At 43.1% G+C, this 15,564-nt stretch carries 20 protein-coding genes; 16 read left to right on the top strand and 4 right to left on the bottom strand.

The features are described 5' to 3' along the window. Positions 1-10 precede the first annotated feature (10 nt). The 3 genes from L3J70_02175 to L3J70_02185 are packed head-to-tail and all read left to right on the top strand — an operon-like array spanning position 11 to position 4,611. Complete coding sequence (locus tag L3J70_02175) at positions 11-2,434, top strand: MMPL family transporter (GenBank protein ID MCF6235177.1); 2,424 nt, start codon at positions 11-13, stop codon at positions 2,432-2,434. Beyond that, positions 2,431-3,234 carry an outer membrane lipoprotein-sorting protein gene (locus tag L3J70_02180; protein ID MCF6235178.1) on the top strand — a complete coding sequence of 268 codons (804 nt, stop codon included), beginning with the start codon at positions 2,431-2,433 and terminating at the stop codon, positions 3,232-3,234. Before L3J70_02175 ends, L3J70_02180 begins: the two co-directional genes overlap by 4 nt. Further along, a complete protein-coding gene (locus L3J70_02185) occupies positions 3,235-4,611 on the top strand; it encodes a DUF1302 family protein (GenBank protein ID MCF6235179.1) in 1,377 nt (458 codons plus the stop codon). A gap of 6 nt (positions 4,612-4,617) precedes the next feature. Here L3J70_02185 and L3J70_02190 read toward each other — a convergent pair whose 3' ends face one another. The 3 genes from L3J70_02190 to L3J70_02200 all read right to left on the bottom strand — a co-directional run bounded on the left by L3J70_02190 (position 4,618) and on the right by L3J70_02200 (position 6,189). Further along, a complete protein-coding gene (locus L3J70_02190) occupies positions 4,618-5,124 on the bottom strand; it encodes a protein disulfide oxidoreductase (protein MCF6235180.1) in 507 nt (168 codons plus the stop codon). A 32-nt stretch (positions 5,125-5,156) separates the two neighbouring features. Continuing rightward, positions 5,157-5,765 (bottom strand): DUF3365 domain-containing protein, encoded by a 609-nt coding sequence (locus tag L3J70_02195; protein MCF6235181.1) that lies wholly within the window; start codon positions 5,763-5,765, stop codon positions 5,157-5,159. Positions 5,766-5,847: 82 nt separating this feature from the next. Beyond that, positions 5,848-6,189 (bottom strand): potassium channel family protein, encoded by a 342-nt coding sequence (locus tag L3J70_02200; GenBank protein ID MCF6235182.1) that lies wholly within the window; start codon positions 6,187-6,189, stop codon positions 5,848-5,850. Positions 6,190-6,441: 252 nt separating this feature from the next. Here L3J70_02200 and L3J70_02205 point away from each other — a divergent pair, with 252 nt between their 5' ends. The 6 genes from L3J70_02205 (at position 6,442) to L3J70_02230 (ending at position 10,692) form a co-directional block, all read left to right on the top strand. Further along, the gene (locus L3J70_02205; protein MCF6235183.1) at positions 6,442-7,446 is read left to right on the top strand and encodes a hypothetical protein; all 1,005 of its coding nucleotides are present in this window, start codon (positions 6,442-6,444) and stop codon (positions 7,444-7,446) included. A 14-nt stretch (positions 7,447-7,460) separates the two neighbouring features. Next, a complete protein-coding gene (locus L3J70_02210; GenBank protein ID MCF6235184.1) occupies positions 7,461-8,417 on the top strand; it encodes a hypothetical protein in 957 nt (318 codons plus the stop codon). Further along, a complete protein-coding gene (locus L3J70_02215) occupies positions 8,404-8,952 on the top strand; it encodes a peroxiredoxin family protein (protein ID MCF6235185.1) in 549 nt (182 codons plus the stop codon). Before L3J70_02210 ends, L3J70_02215 begins: the two co-directional genes overlap by 14 nt. 257 nt (positions 8,953-9,209) lie before the next feature. After that, positions 9,210-9,416, top strand: a complete 207-nt coding sequence (locus L3J70_02220) for a cold-shock protein (protein ID MCF6235186.1) — start codon at positions 9,210-9,212, stop codon at positions 9,414-9,416. Positions 9,417-10,012: 596 nt separating this feature from the next. After that, positions 10,013-10,267, top strand: a complete 255-nt coding sequence (locus L3J70_02225; protein ID MCF6235187.1) for a type II toxin-antitoxin system Phd/YefM family antitoxin — start codon at positions 10,013-10,015, stop codon at positions 10,265-10,267. Then, positions 10,264-10,692 carry a type II toxin-antitoxin system VapC family toxin gene (locus L3J70_02230; protein ID MCF6235188.1) on the top strand — a complete coding sequence of 143 codons (429 nt, stop codon included), beginning with the start codon at positions 10,264-10,266 and terminating at the stop codon, positions 10,690-10,692. The genes L3J70_02225 and L3J70_02230 overlap by 4 nt, the downstream gene beginning before the upstream one ends. 281 nt (positions 10,693-10,973) lie before the next feature. Here the strand turns inward: L3J70_02230 and L3J70_02235 are convergent, their stop codons facing one another. Next, positions 10,974-11,801: an inositol monophosphatase gene (locus tag L3J70_02235; GenBank protein ID MCF6235189.1), complete on the bottom strand. Its 828-nt coding sequence runs from the start codon at positions 11,799-11,801 to the stop codon at positions 10,974-10,976. 9 nt (positions 11,802-11,810) lie between these two features. Between L3J70_02235 and trmJ the strand changes: the two genes are divergently transcribed. The 7 genes from trmJ to L3J70_02270 form a co-directional block, all read left to right on the top strand. Beyond that, positions 11,811-12,581 carry a tRNA (cytosine(32)/uridine(32)-2'-O)-methyltransferase TrmJ gene (gene trmJ, locus L3J70_02240; protein MCF6235190.1) on the top strand — a complete coding sequence of 257 codons (771 nt, stop codon included), beginning with the start codon at positions 11,811-11,813 and terminating at the stop codon, positions 12,579-12,581. Between the two features lie 12 nt (positions 12,582-12,593). Continuing rightward, the gene (locus L3J70_02245) at positions 12,594-12,968 is read left to right on the top strand and encodes a methylated-DNA--[protein]-cysteine S-methyltransferase (GenBank protein ID MCF6235191.1); all 375 of its coding nucleotides are present in this window, start codon (positions 12,594-12,596) and stop codon (positions 12,966-12,968) included. Between the two features lie 66 nt (positions 12,969-13,034). Then, positions 13,035-13,580, top strand: a complete 546-nt coding sequence (locus L3J70_02250; GenBank protein ID MCF6235192.1) for a TlpA family protein disulfide reductase — start codon at positions 13,035-13,037, stop codon at positions 13,578-13,580. Between the two features lie 110 nt (positions 13,581-13,690). Then, complete coding sequence (locus L3J70_02255; protein MCF6235193.1) at positions 13,691-14,071, top strand: hypothetical protein; 381 nt, start codon at positions 13,691-13,693, stop codon at positions 14,069-14,071. Positions 14,072-14,459: 388 nt separating this feature from the next. Next, positions 14,460-14,558, top strand: coding sequence for a type II toxin-antitoxin system RelE/ParE family toxin (locus tag L3J70_02260; GenBank protein ID MCF6235194.1), 99 nt, complete (start codon positions 14,460-14,462; stop codon positions 14,556-14,558). 72 nt (positions 14,559-14,630) lie between these two features. Beyond that, positions 14,631-14,831, top strand: coding sequence for a helix-turn-helix domain-containing protein (locus tag L3J70_02265; GenBank protein ID MCF6235195.1), 201 nt, complete (start codon positions 14,631-14,633; stop codon positions 14,829-14,831). Positions 14,832-15,206: 375 nt separating this feature from the next. Continuing rightward, positions 15,207-15,564: hypothetical protein (locus L3J70_02270; protein ID MCF6235196.1), on the top strand; the 358-nt coding region annotated here is incomplete at its 3' end.

A 15,564-nucleotide genomic window follows, 5' to 3' on the forward strand; every position in this document is an offset into this window, starting at 1 on the left:
GAGTCGTGTCATGAAAAACGTCAGAGATAAAATAGAGAGAGGTTTTGAAAATTTAGGATTTGTTATTTACAAAAGGAGATACCTATTCCTGATACTGATGTTGATTCCATTTTTCATGCTGGCATCAGGTTTACCCAAAACGACCGTGGATACGTCCACGGAAGGTTTTTTGCACGAAACAGACTCAGCGCGTGTTGCCTATAACGAGTTTAGAGATCAATTTGGTCGGGATGAAAAAATAGTCATTGCGATTAAAACAGCAGGGATTTTTCAGTTTCCCATACTGGAAAAGCTACGTGACTTACAAACAGAGCTGGCTGAAAATACTCCCTACCTTAATGATATTGTCGGCCTGATTAATGCCCGTAGCACAACGGGCGATGAAGAGAGCCTTCTCGTCGAAGACCTCTTTGAGTATTGGCCTGAGACAGAGGCAGAGTTAGAAACCATTCGGCAAAAGGCTTTAAATAATCCGCTCTTAAAGAACCTCATTATTAATGATGATGCGACCTTCACTGCCATTGTTTTAGAGTCTAATACTTATCGTACCGAAGAGGTCAGCGAAGAGGATTTATTTGCTGGTTTTGATGAGGTGGAAGAAGGCAGTGATATGCCTAAAGAATTTCTCACAGATGCTGAAAACAGTGAGATGGTTCATGCGGTTGAGCAAATTATCGAAAAATATCGCAGTGATGATTTTGTTATTTATAGTGCGGGTTCCCCCAGTGTCACTGACCAGTTGAAGCGTTCAATGGCAAAAGATATGGCAAAATTCATTGTCATGATTATTGCTACCATACTGATTTTTTTAGCACTGCTTTTTAGACGTGCTTCAGGGGTTGTTCTGCCTATTTTGGTGGTATTAATCTCAGTGGTGAGCACCATGGGTTTGATGGCTCATTTCAGTGTGCCGATTCAAACGATGACGCAAATCATTCCCTCATTTTTATTGGCGGTCGGAGTTGGGGCATCGATTCATTTACTCGCCATGTTTTATCACCATTACGATACAAATAAAAACAAAGCTGAGGCCATTGCACACACCTTGGGCCATTCCGGCCTGGCGATTACATTAACTTCATTGACAACGGCAGCAGGGCTTGCATCTTTCTCTTTTTCAACGGTCGCTCCAGTTGCCAGGTTAGGCATATTTGCCAGTCTCGGTGTATTGATTGTATTGGCTTTTACGCTAATTTTATTACCCGCACTGCTCAGTATTTTCCCCATTAAAGCCAAACCGAAACCCAAAACCGATGCAGGCCACCATGATCGTATGGAAGAGATGCTTGTCTGGTTTAGCCATTTTTCTGTGAAACATGCGAGCAAAATCGTGATTGTCTCTGTGATCTTTGCCATTCTGGCCATGGCATCGGCCTCGCAGCTGCGTTATTCACACGATCCACTGAAATGGTTTCCCGAAGATCATCCCGTTCGGGTCGCAACAGAAGTTATTGACCATGAAATGCAGGGCTCCATCTCCATGGAACTGGTGATTGATACTGGCAAAGAAAATGGCCTGTATGACCTTGATGTTTTGCAGGGGCTGGATGAATTAGGCCGTTACGCTGAGGCCATCAAAACCGATCTCTATTTTGTCGGTAAAGCGGTCTCTTTGAGCGATATTATCAAAGAAATTCATCAAGCATTGAATGAAAATCAGAAAGAGTTTTATGCGATTCCGCACGATCCTGAGTTAATTGCACAGGAGATATTGCTCTTTGAAAATAGTGGTTCAGATGATTTGGAAGATTGGGTCGATTCCAGGTTCAGTAAGGCTCGGATGACGATTAAAATGCCATGGATTGATGCGATTGATTACCATGATTTACTTGATGATGTTTCAAACAAAGCCGACACACTGTTCGCCGGAAAAGCCACAGTGACATTGACGGGAATGATTCCTTTACTAGCCGACACCATCAGTGCGGCCATCTATAGTTCTGGTTACAGCTATCTGATTGCTTTTATCGCCATTACATTGATGATGATGGCAATGTTGGGAAGTTTTAAACTGGGGGCAATCAGTATGTTTCCTAATTTAATTCCGATCTTTACCGTGTTAGCAGTGATGGTGATTTCCAACATTCCGTTGGATCTTTTTACCATGTTGATTGGTGCGATTGTGATTGGTATGGCCGTTGATGATACCGTACATTTTATGCATAACTTCAAACGTTATTACGACAACACGGGAGATGTGGAGCAAGCGATTAGGCTCACTTTGACCAGTACCGGCCGTGCCATGTTAGTGACCAGTATTGTGCTGAGTGTCGGCTTTTTTATCTACGTTTTTGCATCAATGAATAATTTGTTTAATTTTGGTTTACTCACCAGTATCGCAATTGTGGTCGCACTGCTGGCGGATTTTTTATTAGCCCCTGCATTAATGGCTTTGATCTACCGCAACAAAAATAACAGAGAGGCAACACCATGAATATGAAAGTGAGCAAGACGTTAATGAGTGGATTAATACTCGGCCTTCTATCGGTTTCATGGCAAGTGCAAGCGATCACCGCCGATGAAATTGCCCATCAGGTAGATGTTCGTGATACAGGTGATAACTCAAAGTTTGATATGAAGATGACCTTGATCGACAAACGTGGCCATCAGCGTCAGCGCACCATGCTTAATTTTAGTAAAAAAAGAGGTGGTGACGATTTGAAATTACTATTTTTCAAAACGCCTGCTGACGTACGTAACACGGGGTTTTTAACCTTTGATTATGATGACGACCGTGATGATGATCAGTGGCTTTATCTGCCGGCGCTAAAGAAAACTAAACGTATCGCATCCAGCGACAAAAGCGGCAGCTTTATGGGTTCGGATTTTAGCTACTCGGATATGACATCACGCAATATAGAAGACTATAAATACAAGCTGGTGAAAGAACAGGAAGTAGGCGGGCATAAAGTCTGGGTGATGGAGTCTGTGCCGAAAACTAAAAAAACGGTTGACGAAACGGGTTATAAAAAATCGTGGATGTTTGTTCGTCAAGATAACTTCGTGGTGATTCGAGCGCTGCATCTCACCAGCGAAGGCAGCAAAAAGAAATATATGGATGTGAAAAAACTGGAGCAGATTGATGGCATCTGGGTGGCCACTGAAATTGAAATGAAAACGATGAAGGGGAAAGAGCGGCTTCACACCACAGTATTGAGTTTGAGCAATATTAAATTTAATCAAGATTTGAGTGAGTCCTATTTCAGTATTCGTACCTTGGAAAAGGGGTTGTAAGTGAAAATTTTTCGTTTGGCCATTGCCACTTTATGGCTGATGTCAGCGGTTGTTTATGGGGCGGATGAATCCTTTGATGATTTAATGGGGGGCTTTGATGAGGAGGTGTCAGTTGTATTAGAGGTGCCGCAGCAGGTGCCAGCGCTACAAAGTCGCTACCAACTCAGCGGTGCTTATACTTTTTCGTCCTCATTTAATTACGCACATGATGCACCTATGGCAGGCAATACGGATTATCGAGGTTTGTCTCGCGCAAAAAATAAGTTAGATCTGCAACTGGATATCCGTATCAATGAGCATTGGAAAGCACGCATTGAAGGCAGAGCTTTTTATGACTTGGCTTATCAAATCAATGGGCGCAGTGATTACAGCGATGATGTGCTGGATAGCTATGAAAGTGAAGCTGAAATCGTTGAGGCTTGGGTTCAAGGTTCGGTGAGTGAAAAACTAGACTTTAAATTGGGTCGCCAAATTATCGTATGGGGAAAATCTGACAATATTCGTATCACCGATATCATCAATCCACTGGACAGTCGCGAACCGGGCATGACCGATATAGAAGACCTGCGTTTGCCGGTATTCACCAGTCGCTTTGATTATTATCCAGGTGGTGCCTGGAATCTTTCGGCTCTCATTGTTCATGAAAGCCGAATTCCTAAAGAAGCCGCGCAAGGCAGTGATTTTTTGCCTTTGAATGTTTTTCCTTTTCCTGAGGGCTTTATTTTTCCTGAAGATGAAACACCTGAGCAGAATTTAGATAACACCCAGTATGGATTAGCCTTAAATGGCGTGTTCCAAGGTTGGGATCTTTCACTGTATGCTGCTGATGTGCTCGACAGTCGTTGGCACTTTGAGGAAAGCAACAGTGTTCGTCGGTACGGGCGAGTCCAGATGCTCGGTGCCGCAGTGAACTTTACCGCAGGAAGCTGGTTATTTAAAACTGAGCTGGCCGCATTGAATGGTCTTCAATACAACACCACTCAAAATAAAAAGAGCCGCTGGGACTTTTTGATTGGTACGGAATATATGGGCTTTAAAGAGACCTCTATTTCGCTGGAAATAGCCAATCGCCATATTAATGACTACGAAGTTCAGATGATCAATCCCGCCGATTTTGTAAATAAAAATGAGCTACAAACCGCGCTGCGCGTCACCCGTTCATTCAATCACGATACGATTGATGTAACGTGGTTGATTAGCTTATTTGGAAGTGGTGGTGATGATGGCGGTTTTCAGCGCCTATGGGCAAACTATGATATCAGTGATGGTTTGATGGCAAGCGTTGGTGTGGTGGATTATATCGGTGGGGATAATCCTGTTATGGAGGCTTTGTCGGATAATGATCGGTTGTTTGCTGAGGTTAAATATTCGTTTTGAAATATCTCAAATTCCAGCCCACCACAGCCGCAGTCGTAAACCCCACTCACTGCTTAAACCAATTTCTACGTCACTTATTTCACCCTGGGCATCAATAATGAAAATGGATGGAAAGGCTCTGACACCATAAAGTTGACTGAGCGCGCCCTGCTCATCATTAATTACTGAGGCAGAAAAGTTGTGCTCCTTGATGTATTTGAAAATTTCAGCTGTGCTGCCTGATTGGCTGGCAATGGTAATGACGGCGTGGTCTTGGGAAATGTTGTTGATGCTGTCACGGGTCAGTGAACAAATACCGCACCAAGTGGCCCAAAAATAAACCAGAACAGGTTCTCCTTTGAGTGATGCTAAAGAGAGGTTTTGTCCATTCACCGTGACACCTTCAATTTGAGGCGCAAGGCCCGAAGAAGGGGCGCCACGGCTTTGGTAGGCTTGAATTGCCCAATAAATCAAAGCAAATATTAAAATGTTTACGAGCCAGCTACGGAGTGTTTTTGATCGTTTTGATGGCATGTTGTATGATTTTTTAAATTTGTATGCAAATACTATCGTGGTAGTGGAATTGCCATGGGTTGTTTTATGCTCACGGCACCACGCAGCTCTCCTACTTGATACCCTAAAGCTTGATCCATTGGATAATCAGCATTCAATTTGGCTTTTAGCCCATCGGGTATTTTATCTGAATTACCGTGACAAGAGAGGCATACAGGCTTTGTACCAATGGCTTTCATGAAGCGGTAATAATGAACGCCACTTTCTTCAACTGTTTCACTGAATGTCATTTCAGAATACTTCTCACCTCTCTTTTTTCGTGTTTCGAAATCGGTGAGTACTTTGTGTTCCCAAGCATCGGGGATGCCCAATAGAGGGTTGCGTACTTTTTGGCTGACACGGGTGACTTGCCAACCATTTTTTCGCGAAATTTCACCAGAAATTTTCGGAGCGAGATCTCTGCACACGCTAATCGCCGCTTCTGCGCCGTGGTTTTTCATCTCTTTTTTTAGTGTACTACCGAGCTGCTTTATTAGTTGCAAAGATGCCTGCTTTGCTGCTTGTTCACGATCCTCTATTTCAGTAGAAAGTACAACACTTGAAGCACAGATCAGACTTAGTGTGACTAAAGTTGAGATTAGTTTTTTATTATGAAGATGCATAAAAATTTCCTTGTTTGAGCCAGTGTTCAAAGATAAAGCATGTGCCTCACTTTCACAACAGGTTCAACAACTCTTTATTGCTTCAGGTATCTCTCCAGAAACGTTCCATTTGTACGTACATAAATGAGGCAGTCCAGGCGATCAAAACTAACCCCAGCAACACCTCCATACCTGTAATAAAACGCAAAGGTCCTTCTGGGACAATGTCGCCAAATCCTAGCGAAGTATAGGTGGAAAAAGAGAAATAGACGTAATCAGAATATGAGTGACTCAAAGAGCCGACTAACTTTCCTGTGTTATTAAATTGATCAAGAAAAAAATAACCAAAAGAAAATATCCAGACCTCAGCCACATGCGCTAATAATGCACCAACTAAACCAAATACAATACGTATTCTCGGTAAAACATGAGTTTTCCTCATCATTCGGGATAATCGAATCAGAGCTTCGTAATGGATCAGGATACAGAGGGTTACGAGAATAATGGTAACAATGAATACGGTGAACATATGTTTTTTTATCGGGTGGAATACTTGTTAATAGTTGAGGCCAGAATAACATTTACGTACTTTGCATGACAGGTGCGACATTATGTCACTTCCCGCAACAGGATTTTATCGTTAGCCTTGATTTCATCTGAAAATATTGTGTTACATCTTAAATTAAGGGCAAAGACGATGAAAACAAAAGAAAGAAAAGTTGTACATTTACGCTGGTTGGGAGTTCCTTTGATCAGTCTATTGGCTGCCTGTGGTGGATCGGGAGGTAATGACGTACAAATTGATGATGTTAGTAGTCTATCGTTCTCTAAAACTGCGATGACTGACAGCTACAAGTTAGAGTACGTGCCTGGCATGCGTGGTGCAATTAACGGTCAAACAAAATTTACTCTGAAAGTGAGTGACCTCAGTGGCACACCACAAGAAGGGCTGGATGTTTCTATCAAGCCGAAGATGGATATGACTGAAATGGTACATGGCACACCATTTGAAACAACATGTAATGAGAGTGATGTGGTGGGTGCATACGACTGCAGGGTTTACTATCTAATGCCTTCCGTCATGATGAATGGCATGTCTATGGGCTCTTGGGAATTAAAAGTGATGGTGGGCGGCCATGATGGTGAGTATGCCTATTTTTATCCGAAGGTCACAATGGCGATGGGCGATACAGCGCAGGCTAGGCTCAAAGGTCAAAATGATAAAATCTCCAGCAGCATGAATCATGATAGTGATATGAATGGTAACGGTATGCAGGATGAAACAGAGGCTCGTACCTACTATTTATTTAAACAGGCGCTCACAGGTGTGACCAATAACCATTCATTTGAGTTTTTTATCGCAGCAAAAGACAATATGATGAACTACCCAGCGGTCTCAATGGGAAGCACGTTGAGTGTAGGGGATATGCGCCATGAACTATCAGTTACAACGATGTCAGTTGAGGTTTCCAGTGATGCAAACGATTGGACGTTCGCTACGGAAAAAGAAGGTCAGCCTGGTTACTGGGTAGCAAGTGGTATTCCTGGGTTGACGGATGGTAGTCAGGGTACGCTCTACGTTAAACTGAAAGTGGAAGGTGAACAGAAGACTACTGATGGTTTCAAAACCAATGGCTTACCAGCCTCAGACGATGCTAATAACCACTTTGCAAAATTCAACGTGACACCTAGTCACTTATGAAGCCTACTTCACTAATGGCAACTCTCCTTGCGGGAACTGTTTTATTGTCTACCACCACCACTGTCAATGCAGCATCTTGTTGTGGTGGGGGTTCTGCTACTTCGTTGGTGCTACCTAAATTTTCTCGCTCGATGGTAGACGGCTCTCTTGATATTGAGCGTTATGATGGTTTTTGGAATAAAGAAGGTGATCATATCTCTGATCCTCCCGGCTCTGATCTGAACCAGTACCGTTTAAACTTCGGTTACGCTCATCGGCTTGCTTCACGTTGGCAAGCCAGCGTTATCATTCCTTATGTTTGGAACGACAATCAATACAGTGGTTTGAGTAGTCAAACTCGTGGTTTGGGTGACGCTACATTCAATCTGTGGTACGAAGCATTTGATGGCATGACCTGTGTCTGGAAGGTGAAAAGTCTGGAGGATCTGAAGCCGGCCGCTTACTTCGGTGCGACTTTAACAGTGCCTACAGGAGTTTCACTTTTTGATGATGTTGAAAATAATTTTGATATTACGGGTCGTGGCTTTTATCGTCTGGATGGCACTATGTTGCTGGAAAAAACCATCTATCCCTGGAATGCCTCGCTTCTGTTGTCCTATGGGAAATATTTTGAGCGGTCAGTGAACCGTGAATATGGCAAATATATTGAGCCTTATGAAAAAAATCTGGGAGATCGTTTTCTGGGCACTCTATCACTTGGTTATACCCAGTTTTTAAAATCTATGGATACACTAACTTATACTATGGCACTTTCTCACTTGCAGGAAGATGAAGCAGAAATTGACGGATACAACGACTCAATCAGTGCTTTTGACAAGCGTTCAGTTGCGTTGACCGCAGCTTACGCGACGATGAATCGTGACTGGGTTTTCAAAGTGACTTGGAGCCATGCGATTGATAGGGATGGGTGGGGTGAAAATTTTCCTACGACTGATGTATTAACACTGGGGGTGAGTCGTGTCTTACGTTAAACCTTGCTTATTTTTATGCATGTTGGCCGTGCTGTTAATGGGGTGTCAGGAGATAGTTGACGATCTGGCACCATCAAATAATGATAAACGCCCAACAGTCAGTTTGGGCTCCACCGGTTCAGAACCAGGGCAGTTAGCACCTGAATTTACAGTGGTAGATACTCGTAATAACAGCTATACACTGAGCGATGAGTTACTGCAGGCTGATGGTGTTGTGCTCTATTTTACTATGTGGTGTCCCATCTGCGACAGTCACATGAGCCACATTCGTTCACATTTACTTTCTGATTTTCCTAATGTGAGTTTTCTTACGATTGATTATGTGAGTGGTTCAGTATCAGCTTCCCGTGCAGCGCAGCTAGCCAATGGTTATGCTAATTTCGTCGTATTGGTCGATAGTAATCAAGCATTGCTTGATGTCTTTAAGGGCGGTATGGGGATAATCGTAGTGATTGATCGTGATGGCACGGTGCAGCTAAATGAAGATTATAAAGATGGCAGGAAAGTGCGTGAAACATTGGAGACGTTGTTGTGAAGTTTGTGATTTTGTTCCTTAGGAACGGTCACGAAATAACTTATACATTATTTCGATAGGTGACTTCATTGGTTTGGTAGTGAACTTAAAGCTTCTTAATTGAACAAGACTGGCGCGTCACACTTGCAAAAAACAGTAGCGAGCGATACTCTGTCGTAGGATGATCAATCTACACTGATTAACTTGGTAACAACTAGTGATACATAGAAAAATCAATCAAAGTCAACAAATATTAAATACATAAAGGAAAACACGAAATGAGTACAGGTACAGTAAAGTGGTTCAATGCAGACAAAGGTTTCGGTTTCATTACTCCAGATGATGGTAGCAAGGATCTATTCGTTCATCATTCTGAAATTCAAAGTGGCGGTGGATATTCAAGTCTCAATGATGGTCAGAAGGTGGAATTTGAAGTTGGTCAAGGCGAGAAAGGGCCATGTGCTAATAAGGTTATACCTCTCTAGCTCTAGATATTGCTTCTTTAAGAAAATATCTCAATAAAATCAATTTCATATGAATTTTAGTGGTTCCCCGATCCCCAGATAGAAAGATCTAAACCGCAGTAAGCCTTGGCTGTATAATGGTTAGCGACAAAACCCACCATCACCCAATGGGTGCACAGCTCAAGGCTTATGACTATTCTACCCTACAAACTCGATACAACAAACGGTTTACTCACATCAATAAAACCTGAAAGAGGGATTCAAGGTCTCTTGGAGTCATGATGCCCCCCTATCTGGGGATTTGGGTTCATACCGTTGACGGTAAGGTTCGCTATCATCTTTCCCTCGTTTGATAATCTTCTCTGACTGGCAATGTGGGCAGTAAATTTTATCTGGTCATCTTAATTGCCTGACTTGGTGATAACACTGTTCATCATCAGCCAAATTTTTTATTTCTAAACCAACTACTTTTAACGCCACTCAGCATTCCTTGCTTACATTTTACATATTGCGGGGAAGCCGTTCTACCACGACTGCATTCATGAAGTTCGTGGCTTGACAAAATCCCAAACAAGAACTAGAGTCTAGTCATACTAGTCTGATTGTTTGGGGTGATGATGAAAGACAATACATGGCAATTACAAGAAGCAAAGAGCAAATTTAGTCAGTTGGTTGAGGATGCTATGCATAAGGAGCCGCAAATTGTCACTAAGTACGGCGACAAAGCAGTAGTGGTTTTATCATTTGAGGAATATACAAAAATCACTAAACCAAAGACCGACTTGGTTAAGTTTTTGATAGAGTCTCCTCTCGCAGAGATAGCGATTGATATTACAAGAAACAAAGATGTTCCAAGGGATATCAATCTATGAAATACCTTCTTGATACCTGTGTTATTTCTGAAGTTATAAAGCCAAAACCGAGTAGCAAGGTTTTGGTATGGCTAAAACAGCAGGATGAAAAAAACCTATATCTCAGCGCTCTCACATTTGGAGAGATTGAGAAAGGTATTGAAAAATCAGCTGATAAAAGAAGAAAAAATAAATTGAGGCTGTGGGTTGAGGAAGATTTGAAGCAGCGATTTGAAGGGCGGGTACTTCAAATAGATATAAAAGTGGCATCTAAATGGGGTGAGATGCAGGGAAAATCGGAAATGGCGGGGAAGCCTCTTCCCTCAATTGATGGGCTAATAGCTATAACAGGTCTAGTAAATAATTGTGTTGTTGTTACAAGAAACATTTCCGACATGCAGCAAAGTTCAGTGGAATTGCTTAATCCGTGGGGAAATAATGCATAACAAGAGCCATCAACACCGGCGTTTTTTATTGCGCCCCTGAGCTTTGACCGCATCATTGAACCGCCGCCGGGCATGTGCTCCAGATTGCCATGAAATGAAAGTCTCTCCCAGTGCCCAAAACAGTTAGAAGGAATCCATTTGATTGATGATTACAAGTTTTTTCCAAATGATAATGTGGGTGCGTTTCAAGGAGAGTTCGTTATTTCATCACTTTCTGTAGATACTGTTCCCACAGACATTAAAAATGTATGTTTAGAATAAAACCAGAGGAGGGCTGTGAGTTACCCGTGTTTGCCGACAAGTGGTTGTAAGGCGGCCATAACTTTATAGGGTGCGGCGATAATATTGCCGCCACGCTCAAGAGTATCATTACCTGAAAAATCAGTGACAATGCCACCGGCTTCTCGTACCAGTAATATACCGGCGGCGATATCCCAGCGGTCTAGGCCCATTTCCCAGTAACCATCCAGTCTACCGGCGGCGACATAGGCAAGATCTAGTGCGGCACTGCCCGCACGACGAATGTCTTCAACTTCAGTAAATACACTCGCGAGGATGTTTAGGGACTGCTGTAGGTGGCGACGCTTCCTGAAAGGCAGTGCTGTACCCATAATAGCGCCTTCAAGGTTGGTGCGTGGGCTAACACGGATACGGTGGTCATTTAGATATGCCCCGCGACCTCTGCTGGCCGTGAATAACTCTTCTTTAATAGGGTCGTAAATCACCGCAGCCACCAGTTTTCCATTCACCTGGTGGGCAATCGAGATGGCGTAATGCGGAATACCATGGAGAAAATTGGTGGTGCCATCGAGTGGGTCAATGATCCACAGTTCGTTACTTTCACCATCGGCCCCACCTTCTTCGGCAAGGATTGCATGTTCCGGGTGCAGCTTGCGAATATGATTTACAATAGCGTATTCGCAGGCACGATCAACTTCAGAGACATAGTCGTTCCGGGTTTTTTTACTCACCGCAATTCTATCCATCTTAGGTAAGTAACGATGGATGATGTCACCGGCTTTACGGGCGGCATCAATGGCAATATTCAGGGCAGCTTCTGACATAATATCTAATCCGTGTTTAGCCGCGCAGTATAACAGATCAGACATGAGCAAAGTATGACTCAACTATTGAATAATATCCGTATCATCCTTATTAACACTACTCATCCGGGAAATATCGGCTCGGTTGCCAGGGCCATGAAAGTTATGGGCCTGAGTGACTTGCACCTTGTTAGCCCGCTGAAGTTTCCGGATGCCCAGGCCACAGCCATGGCTTCTGGTGCGGATGACTTGCTGCATAATGCGGTAATTCACGACAGCCTTGAGAGCGCGCTTGATGGTGTGCCCTTGGTATTTGGCACCAGCGCCCGTTTGCGTACCTTGTCGATGCCACAAATGGATGTTCGAGCTGCTGCAGAAAGGGTTGTAATAGAATCTAAGCAGCATGAGGTCGCTATTTTATTTGGTCGCGAACGGCATGGCTTATTGAATGAAGAAATGCAACGCTGCCACTATTTGCTAAATATTCCCAGTAACCCTGACTACAGCTCTTTGAATCTTTCTCAGGCAGTGCAGGTTTTGAGTTATGAGTTACGCGTGGCAGCACTGGGAGAAGCCGGGCTAACCAAAGCCCCGTTGGATTATTCGCCAGTTGATGCTACCCAGATGGAGCGCTTTTTTGAACACCTGGAACAGACACTTACCGATACCCGTTTTCTGAATCCTGCACAACCTAAAATGTTAATGGCGCGTTTACGCAGATTATATTCAAGGGCCCGCCCGGACCAAAATGAAATAAATATATTGCGCGGAATTCTAGCGGCTAGTCAGCGAGCTTGCGCCACCGATTTTATAAAGCCAGAGAAAACCCCGGAAGTCGATGAGTAAAGTCTTACATTGATGAGTTCTAGTTCTCCTGAAGCAGCCAACGCTACCCCAGCCCAACGCGCGGTATGGTCAGTGGTTGCTGCAATACCGCCCGGACGGGTAATGACTTATGCGCAAGTTGCCGATAGGGCGGGCCTTGGTAGAGCCGCCAGAATGGTCAGTAGCGCGCTGCGCAAAGCACCTGCTGACATACACTTACCCTGGCAGCGAGTAATTAACTCACAGGGAAAAATATCCTTTCCCAAGGGCTCATCAGAATATTTACGGCAATATAAGTTGCTGTGCTCTGAGGGCTTAGTTTTTATTAAAGGCCGCTTAAATCTGGACTTATATCAGGCTGAAGCGGTGATTGATGAGCAGCTTTGGTCTGGATTTTTTGAAAAGTAAATATCGATAAGAATATATTTTATTTGTAAATGTTATTAGAAAATACTTTCGGGATAGTTTTTTAAGATGGAAAACAAACAACAATTAACTTTGTGGCAGCGCTTTCGCAGGAACTACTGGCTTGCGCTGGCATTTGATGCAGTGCTGATTATTTCGGTATTTCTGGCTATTGGTATGTGGCAGGCGCGTGACTTATTGCCGCCGGGCTCGCAGCAAATAGCGCCGGTATTTAGCCTGCCGGATCGTCAGGGTAATATTGTTAATCTTGAAGATTTTCGCGGTAAACGGGTGCTGGTGTATTTTTTCGCCCCTTGGTGCAAAACCTGCTCTTTTAGTATGCATAATTTGGTTGATGTAGCGGCAAAACGCGACCCAGACCTAGCTATTCTGGCTTTGGGTGTCGAGTACCAAGAGGAAGAGGAGATTTGGGCGTATGTTGACAAACACAAGTTACAAATGCCGGTATTACTCGGCGGCCGCGAGCAAATGATCGACTGGAAAATCCAAGCTTTTCCGACCTACTATGTGCTCAATGAGGCCGGTCAGATCATTTCCCGATCGGTCGGCTATAGCACAGAGCTGGGAATCCGCTGGCGTAGTCGCGAGCGATAAAGCGTAAGCCAGTCTAAAATTTTGCTTGGTAGAGTTCTGGATTAAACAGAAGTTATAAGCTATATTATTTAGTAGGGACTTGCTTGCAACTATAACTGGATTATCATTAAATGCGGGATTCTGAATTAAACTATTTCGACTGGAAGATCGTAGCTGATGGTGTGGTTGAAGTATCGGTGGATGCTGGGGTTGAGCTCAAAGCCGAACACATAGCCAAAGCTTTTGGTTTAGTTAAAGTCGCCATGCCTAAATATTTCTGCGTGTTGGCCCATCGGCATGAAAGTTATAGCCATACACTGGAATCGATGATTGTGCTTTCAGATATAGAGGAAATATTGCTTTATGCTGTGGTTGTCAGTAACGAGGCACAGCGTGAGCTAGGCCAATCCCATCGCATGATAAATCCCAAAGTTAAATTGTTTGGAGATCGGGAAGACGCGCTGCAAGCCTGTGTTCAACGGATTGAAGAAAAACACAATAACAGCGTTTAAAGTTTACAGTTCCTAGACTCAGACATTGTGCCTGCCTCTTGAATTAGTTTTAGAATAAGCTTAGAAAGTCGCGCAATCTACTACCGGATTCACCAACCCGGAGATTCTGTAAATTCTTACATAACAAACATAACAAACATGTCACTATTACCGTATGCGCTGGCAAATTCATTATTTTAGCAAACAAGTCGAAACAGAAATATTGAACCTTCCAGTTGGTCTATTAGCTCGTTATCTGCGTTTAATTGACATGATGCTTGAATTTGGCTTAACCTAGGAATACCTCATACGCAATCTATTGGTAACGGGTTAAATGAATTAAGAGTTAAAAGTAAAGATAAGAATAACGCGAGTATTTTATTGTACAAAAGTAGGCAAACAGATTGTAATGCTGTATGTTTTTATTAAGAAAAGTCAAAAGATTCCAAAAAAAGAACACGCGCTTGCAACAAAACGAATGAAAGAGCTGCTTTCCAATGAAACATGAAGAATTTAAAAACAGGCATTAAAAAACAAAAAAGTTAGACAAGAGTATGAAGCTTTAGAACCAGAATTTAGCTTGCTAAAACAAATATTAAAAGCACGCAACAAAACTGGTTTAAGCCAAACGGATATTGCTAAACGCATGGGGACAAAACCACCCGCTATTACAAGATTAGAATCATCTTTATCTAGTGGCCAACACTCACCATCTATTGCAACACTAAAAAAATATGCGGTAGCTTTAGACTGTCGGCTAGAAATAAAATTCGTACCTTAAAAGCCCAATAAGTAGCTGCAGCAGACGCGTAACCGCGCTGTTTATCTCAAATGTTAGACGAATGCAATAATGAGCATAGGTATAATTTATTTCAATTGTTGTTGGGTTGATAATTGCTTGGTGCTGGTTCATCGGAAGAAATACACCGAAGTATCCTCCCATTTCCTTGACAGCTAATATACATATACCGTATGTTTACTGTGAGCAGCTCTCTTTACAGAGCTGTTGCTAGGGGGCAATGTCTTCTACGCCCCCATTATTTTAGATGAAAGGAGTCATCTTATAAACAAGGGGGTTTCATATAATGTTGTTGTATATTGCAATGGCAATGATTATATGTTCCCCGGTCAACAGATGGCTTCCACGGAGGAAGTTATGGTTGTTTTGCGTTTAGCACTGGTCTTTTTCACCCTTACTTTGGCCACCCAGGCTGCTGCTGTTTCCCTAAATCCTGGCAAAGAGGGGCAGGTTTTAATCTTCCCTTATTATAGTAATTTGGGGGGTAATCAAACCCTGATTCAAATTACCAAACCGCTTCAAGGCGCTGGGGCATCTGCACCAAGGGCGCTCAAAATCCACTTTAGGGACCGTAACGGCAATCGCGTACTGAGTTTTAATCTCTACCTTGCCGAGCCGCTCTGGTCGGCTGCCATAACCACTGTAGATGGTCAATCGCAGTTAATCCTTCCGGATAACAGTTGTACTGTGCCACAACTTAAACAAGGCGGTACCA

The organism is Gammaproteobacteria bacterium, from assembly GCA_021648145.1.
Taxonomy (GTDB): Bacteria; Pseudomonadota; Gammaproteobacteria; order JAADGQ01; family JAADGQ01; genus S141-38.

Excerpts from the sequence above, each read along its gene's own strand:
- L3J70_02175 (MCF6235177.1), top strand. The coding sequence starts at position 11 with ATGAAAAACGTCAGAGATAAAATAGAGAGAGGTTTTGAAAATTTAGGA.
- L3J70_02180 (MCF6235178.1), top strand. The coding sequence starts at position 2,431 with ATGAATATGAAAGTGAGCAAGACGTTAATGAGTGGATTAATACTCGGC.
- L3J70_02190 (MCF6235180.1), bottom strand. The coding sequence starts at position 5,124 with ATGCCATCAAAACGATCAAAAACACTCCGTAGCTGGCTCGTAAACATT.
- L3J70_02195 (MCF6235181.1), bottom strand. The coding sequence starts at position 5,765 with ATGCATCTTCATAATAAAAAACTAATCTCAACTTTAGTCACACTAAGT.
- L3J70_02200 (MCF6235182.1), bottom strand. The coding sequence starts at position 6,189 with ATGATGAGGAAAACTCATGTTTTACCGAGAATACGTATTGTATTTGGT.
- L3J70_02205 (MCF6235183.1), top strand. The coding sequence starts at position 6,442 with ATGAAAACAAAAGAAAGAAAAGTTGTACATTTACGCTGGTTGGGAGTT.
- L3J70_02210 (MCF6235184.1), top strand. The coding sequence starts at position 7,461 with ATGGCAACTCTCCTTGCGGGAACTGTTTTATTGTCTACCACCACCACT.
- L3J70_02220 (MCF6235186.1), top strand. The coding sequence starts at position 9,210 with ATGAGTACAGGTACAGTAAAGTGGTTCAATGCAGACAAAGGTTTCGGT.
- L3J70_02225 (MCF6235187.1), top strand. The coding sequence starts at position 10,013 with ATGAAAGACAATACATGGCAATTACAAGAAGCAAAGAGCAAATTTAGT.
- L3J70_02230 (MCF6235188.1), top strand. The coding sequence starts at position 10,264 with ATGAAATACCTTCTTGATACCTGTGTTATTTCTGAAGTTATAAAGCCA.
- L3J70_02235 (MCF6235189.1), bottom strand. The coding sequence starts at position 11,801 with ATGTCTGATCTGTTATACTGCGCGGCTAAACACGGATTAGATATTATG.
- trmJ (MCF6235190.1), top strand. The coding sequence starts at position 11,811 with ATGACTCAACTATTGAATAATATCCGTATCATCCTTATTAACACTACT.
- L3J70_02245 (MCF6235191.1), top strand. The coding sequence starts at position 12,594 with ATGAGTTCTAGTTCTCCTGAAGCAGCCAACGCTACCCCAGCCCAACGC.
- L3J70_02250 (MCF6235192.1), top strand. The coding sequence starts at position 13,035 with ATGGAAAACAAACAACAATTAACTTTGTGGCAGCGCTTTCGCAGGAAC.
- L3J70_02255 (MCF6235193.1), top strand. The coding sequence starts at position 13,691 with ATGCGGGATTCTGAATTAAACTATTTCGACTGGAAGATCGTAGCTGAT.
- L3J70_02260 (MCF6235194.1), top strand. The coding sequence starts at position 14,460 with ATGCTGTATGTTTTTATTAAGAAAAGTCAAAAGATTCCAAAAAAAGAA.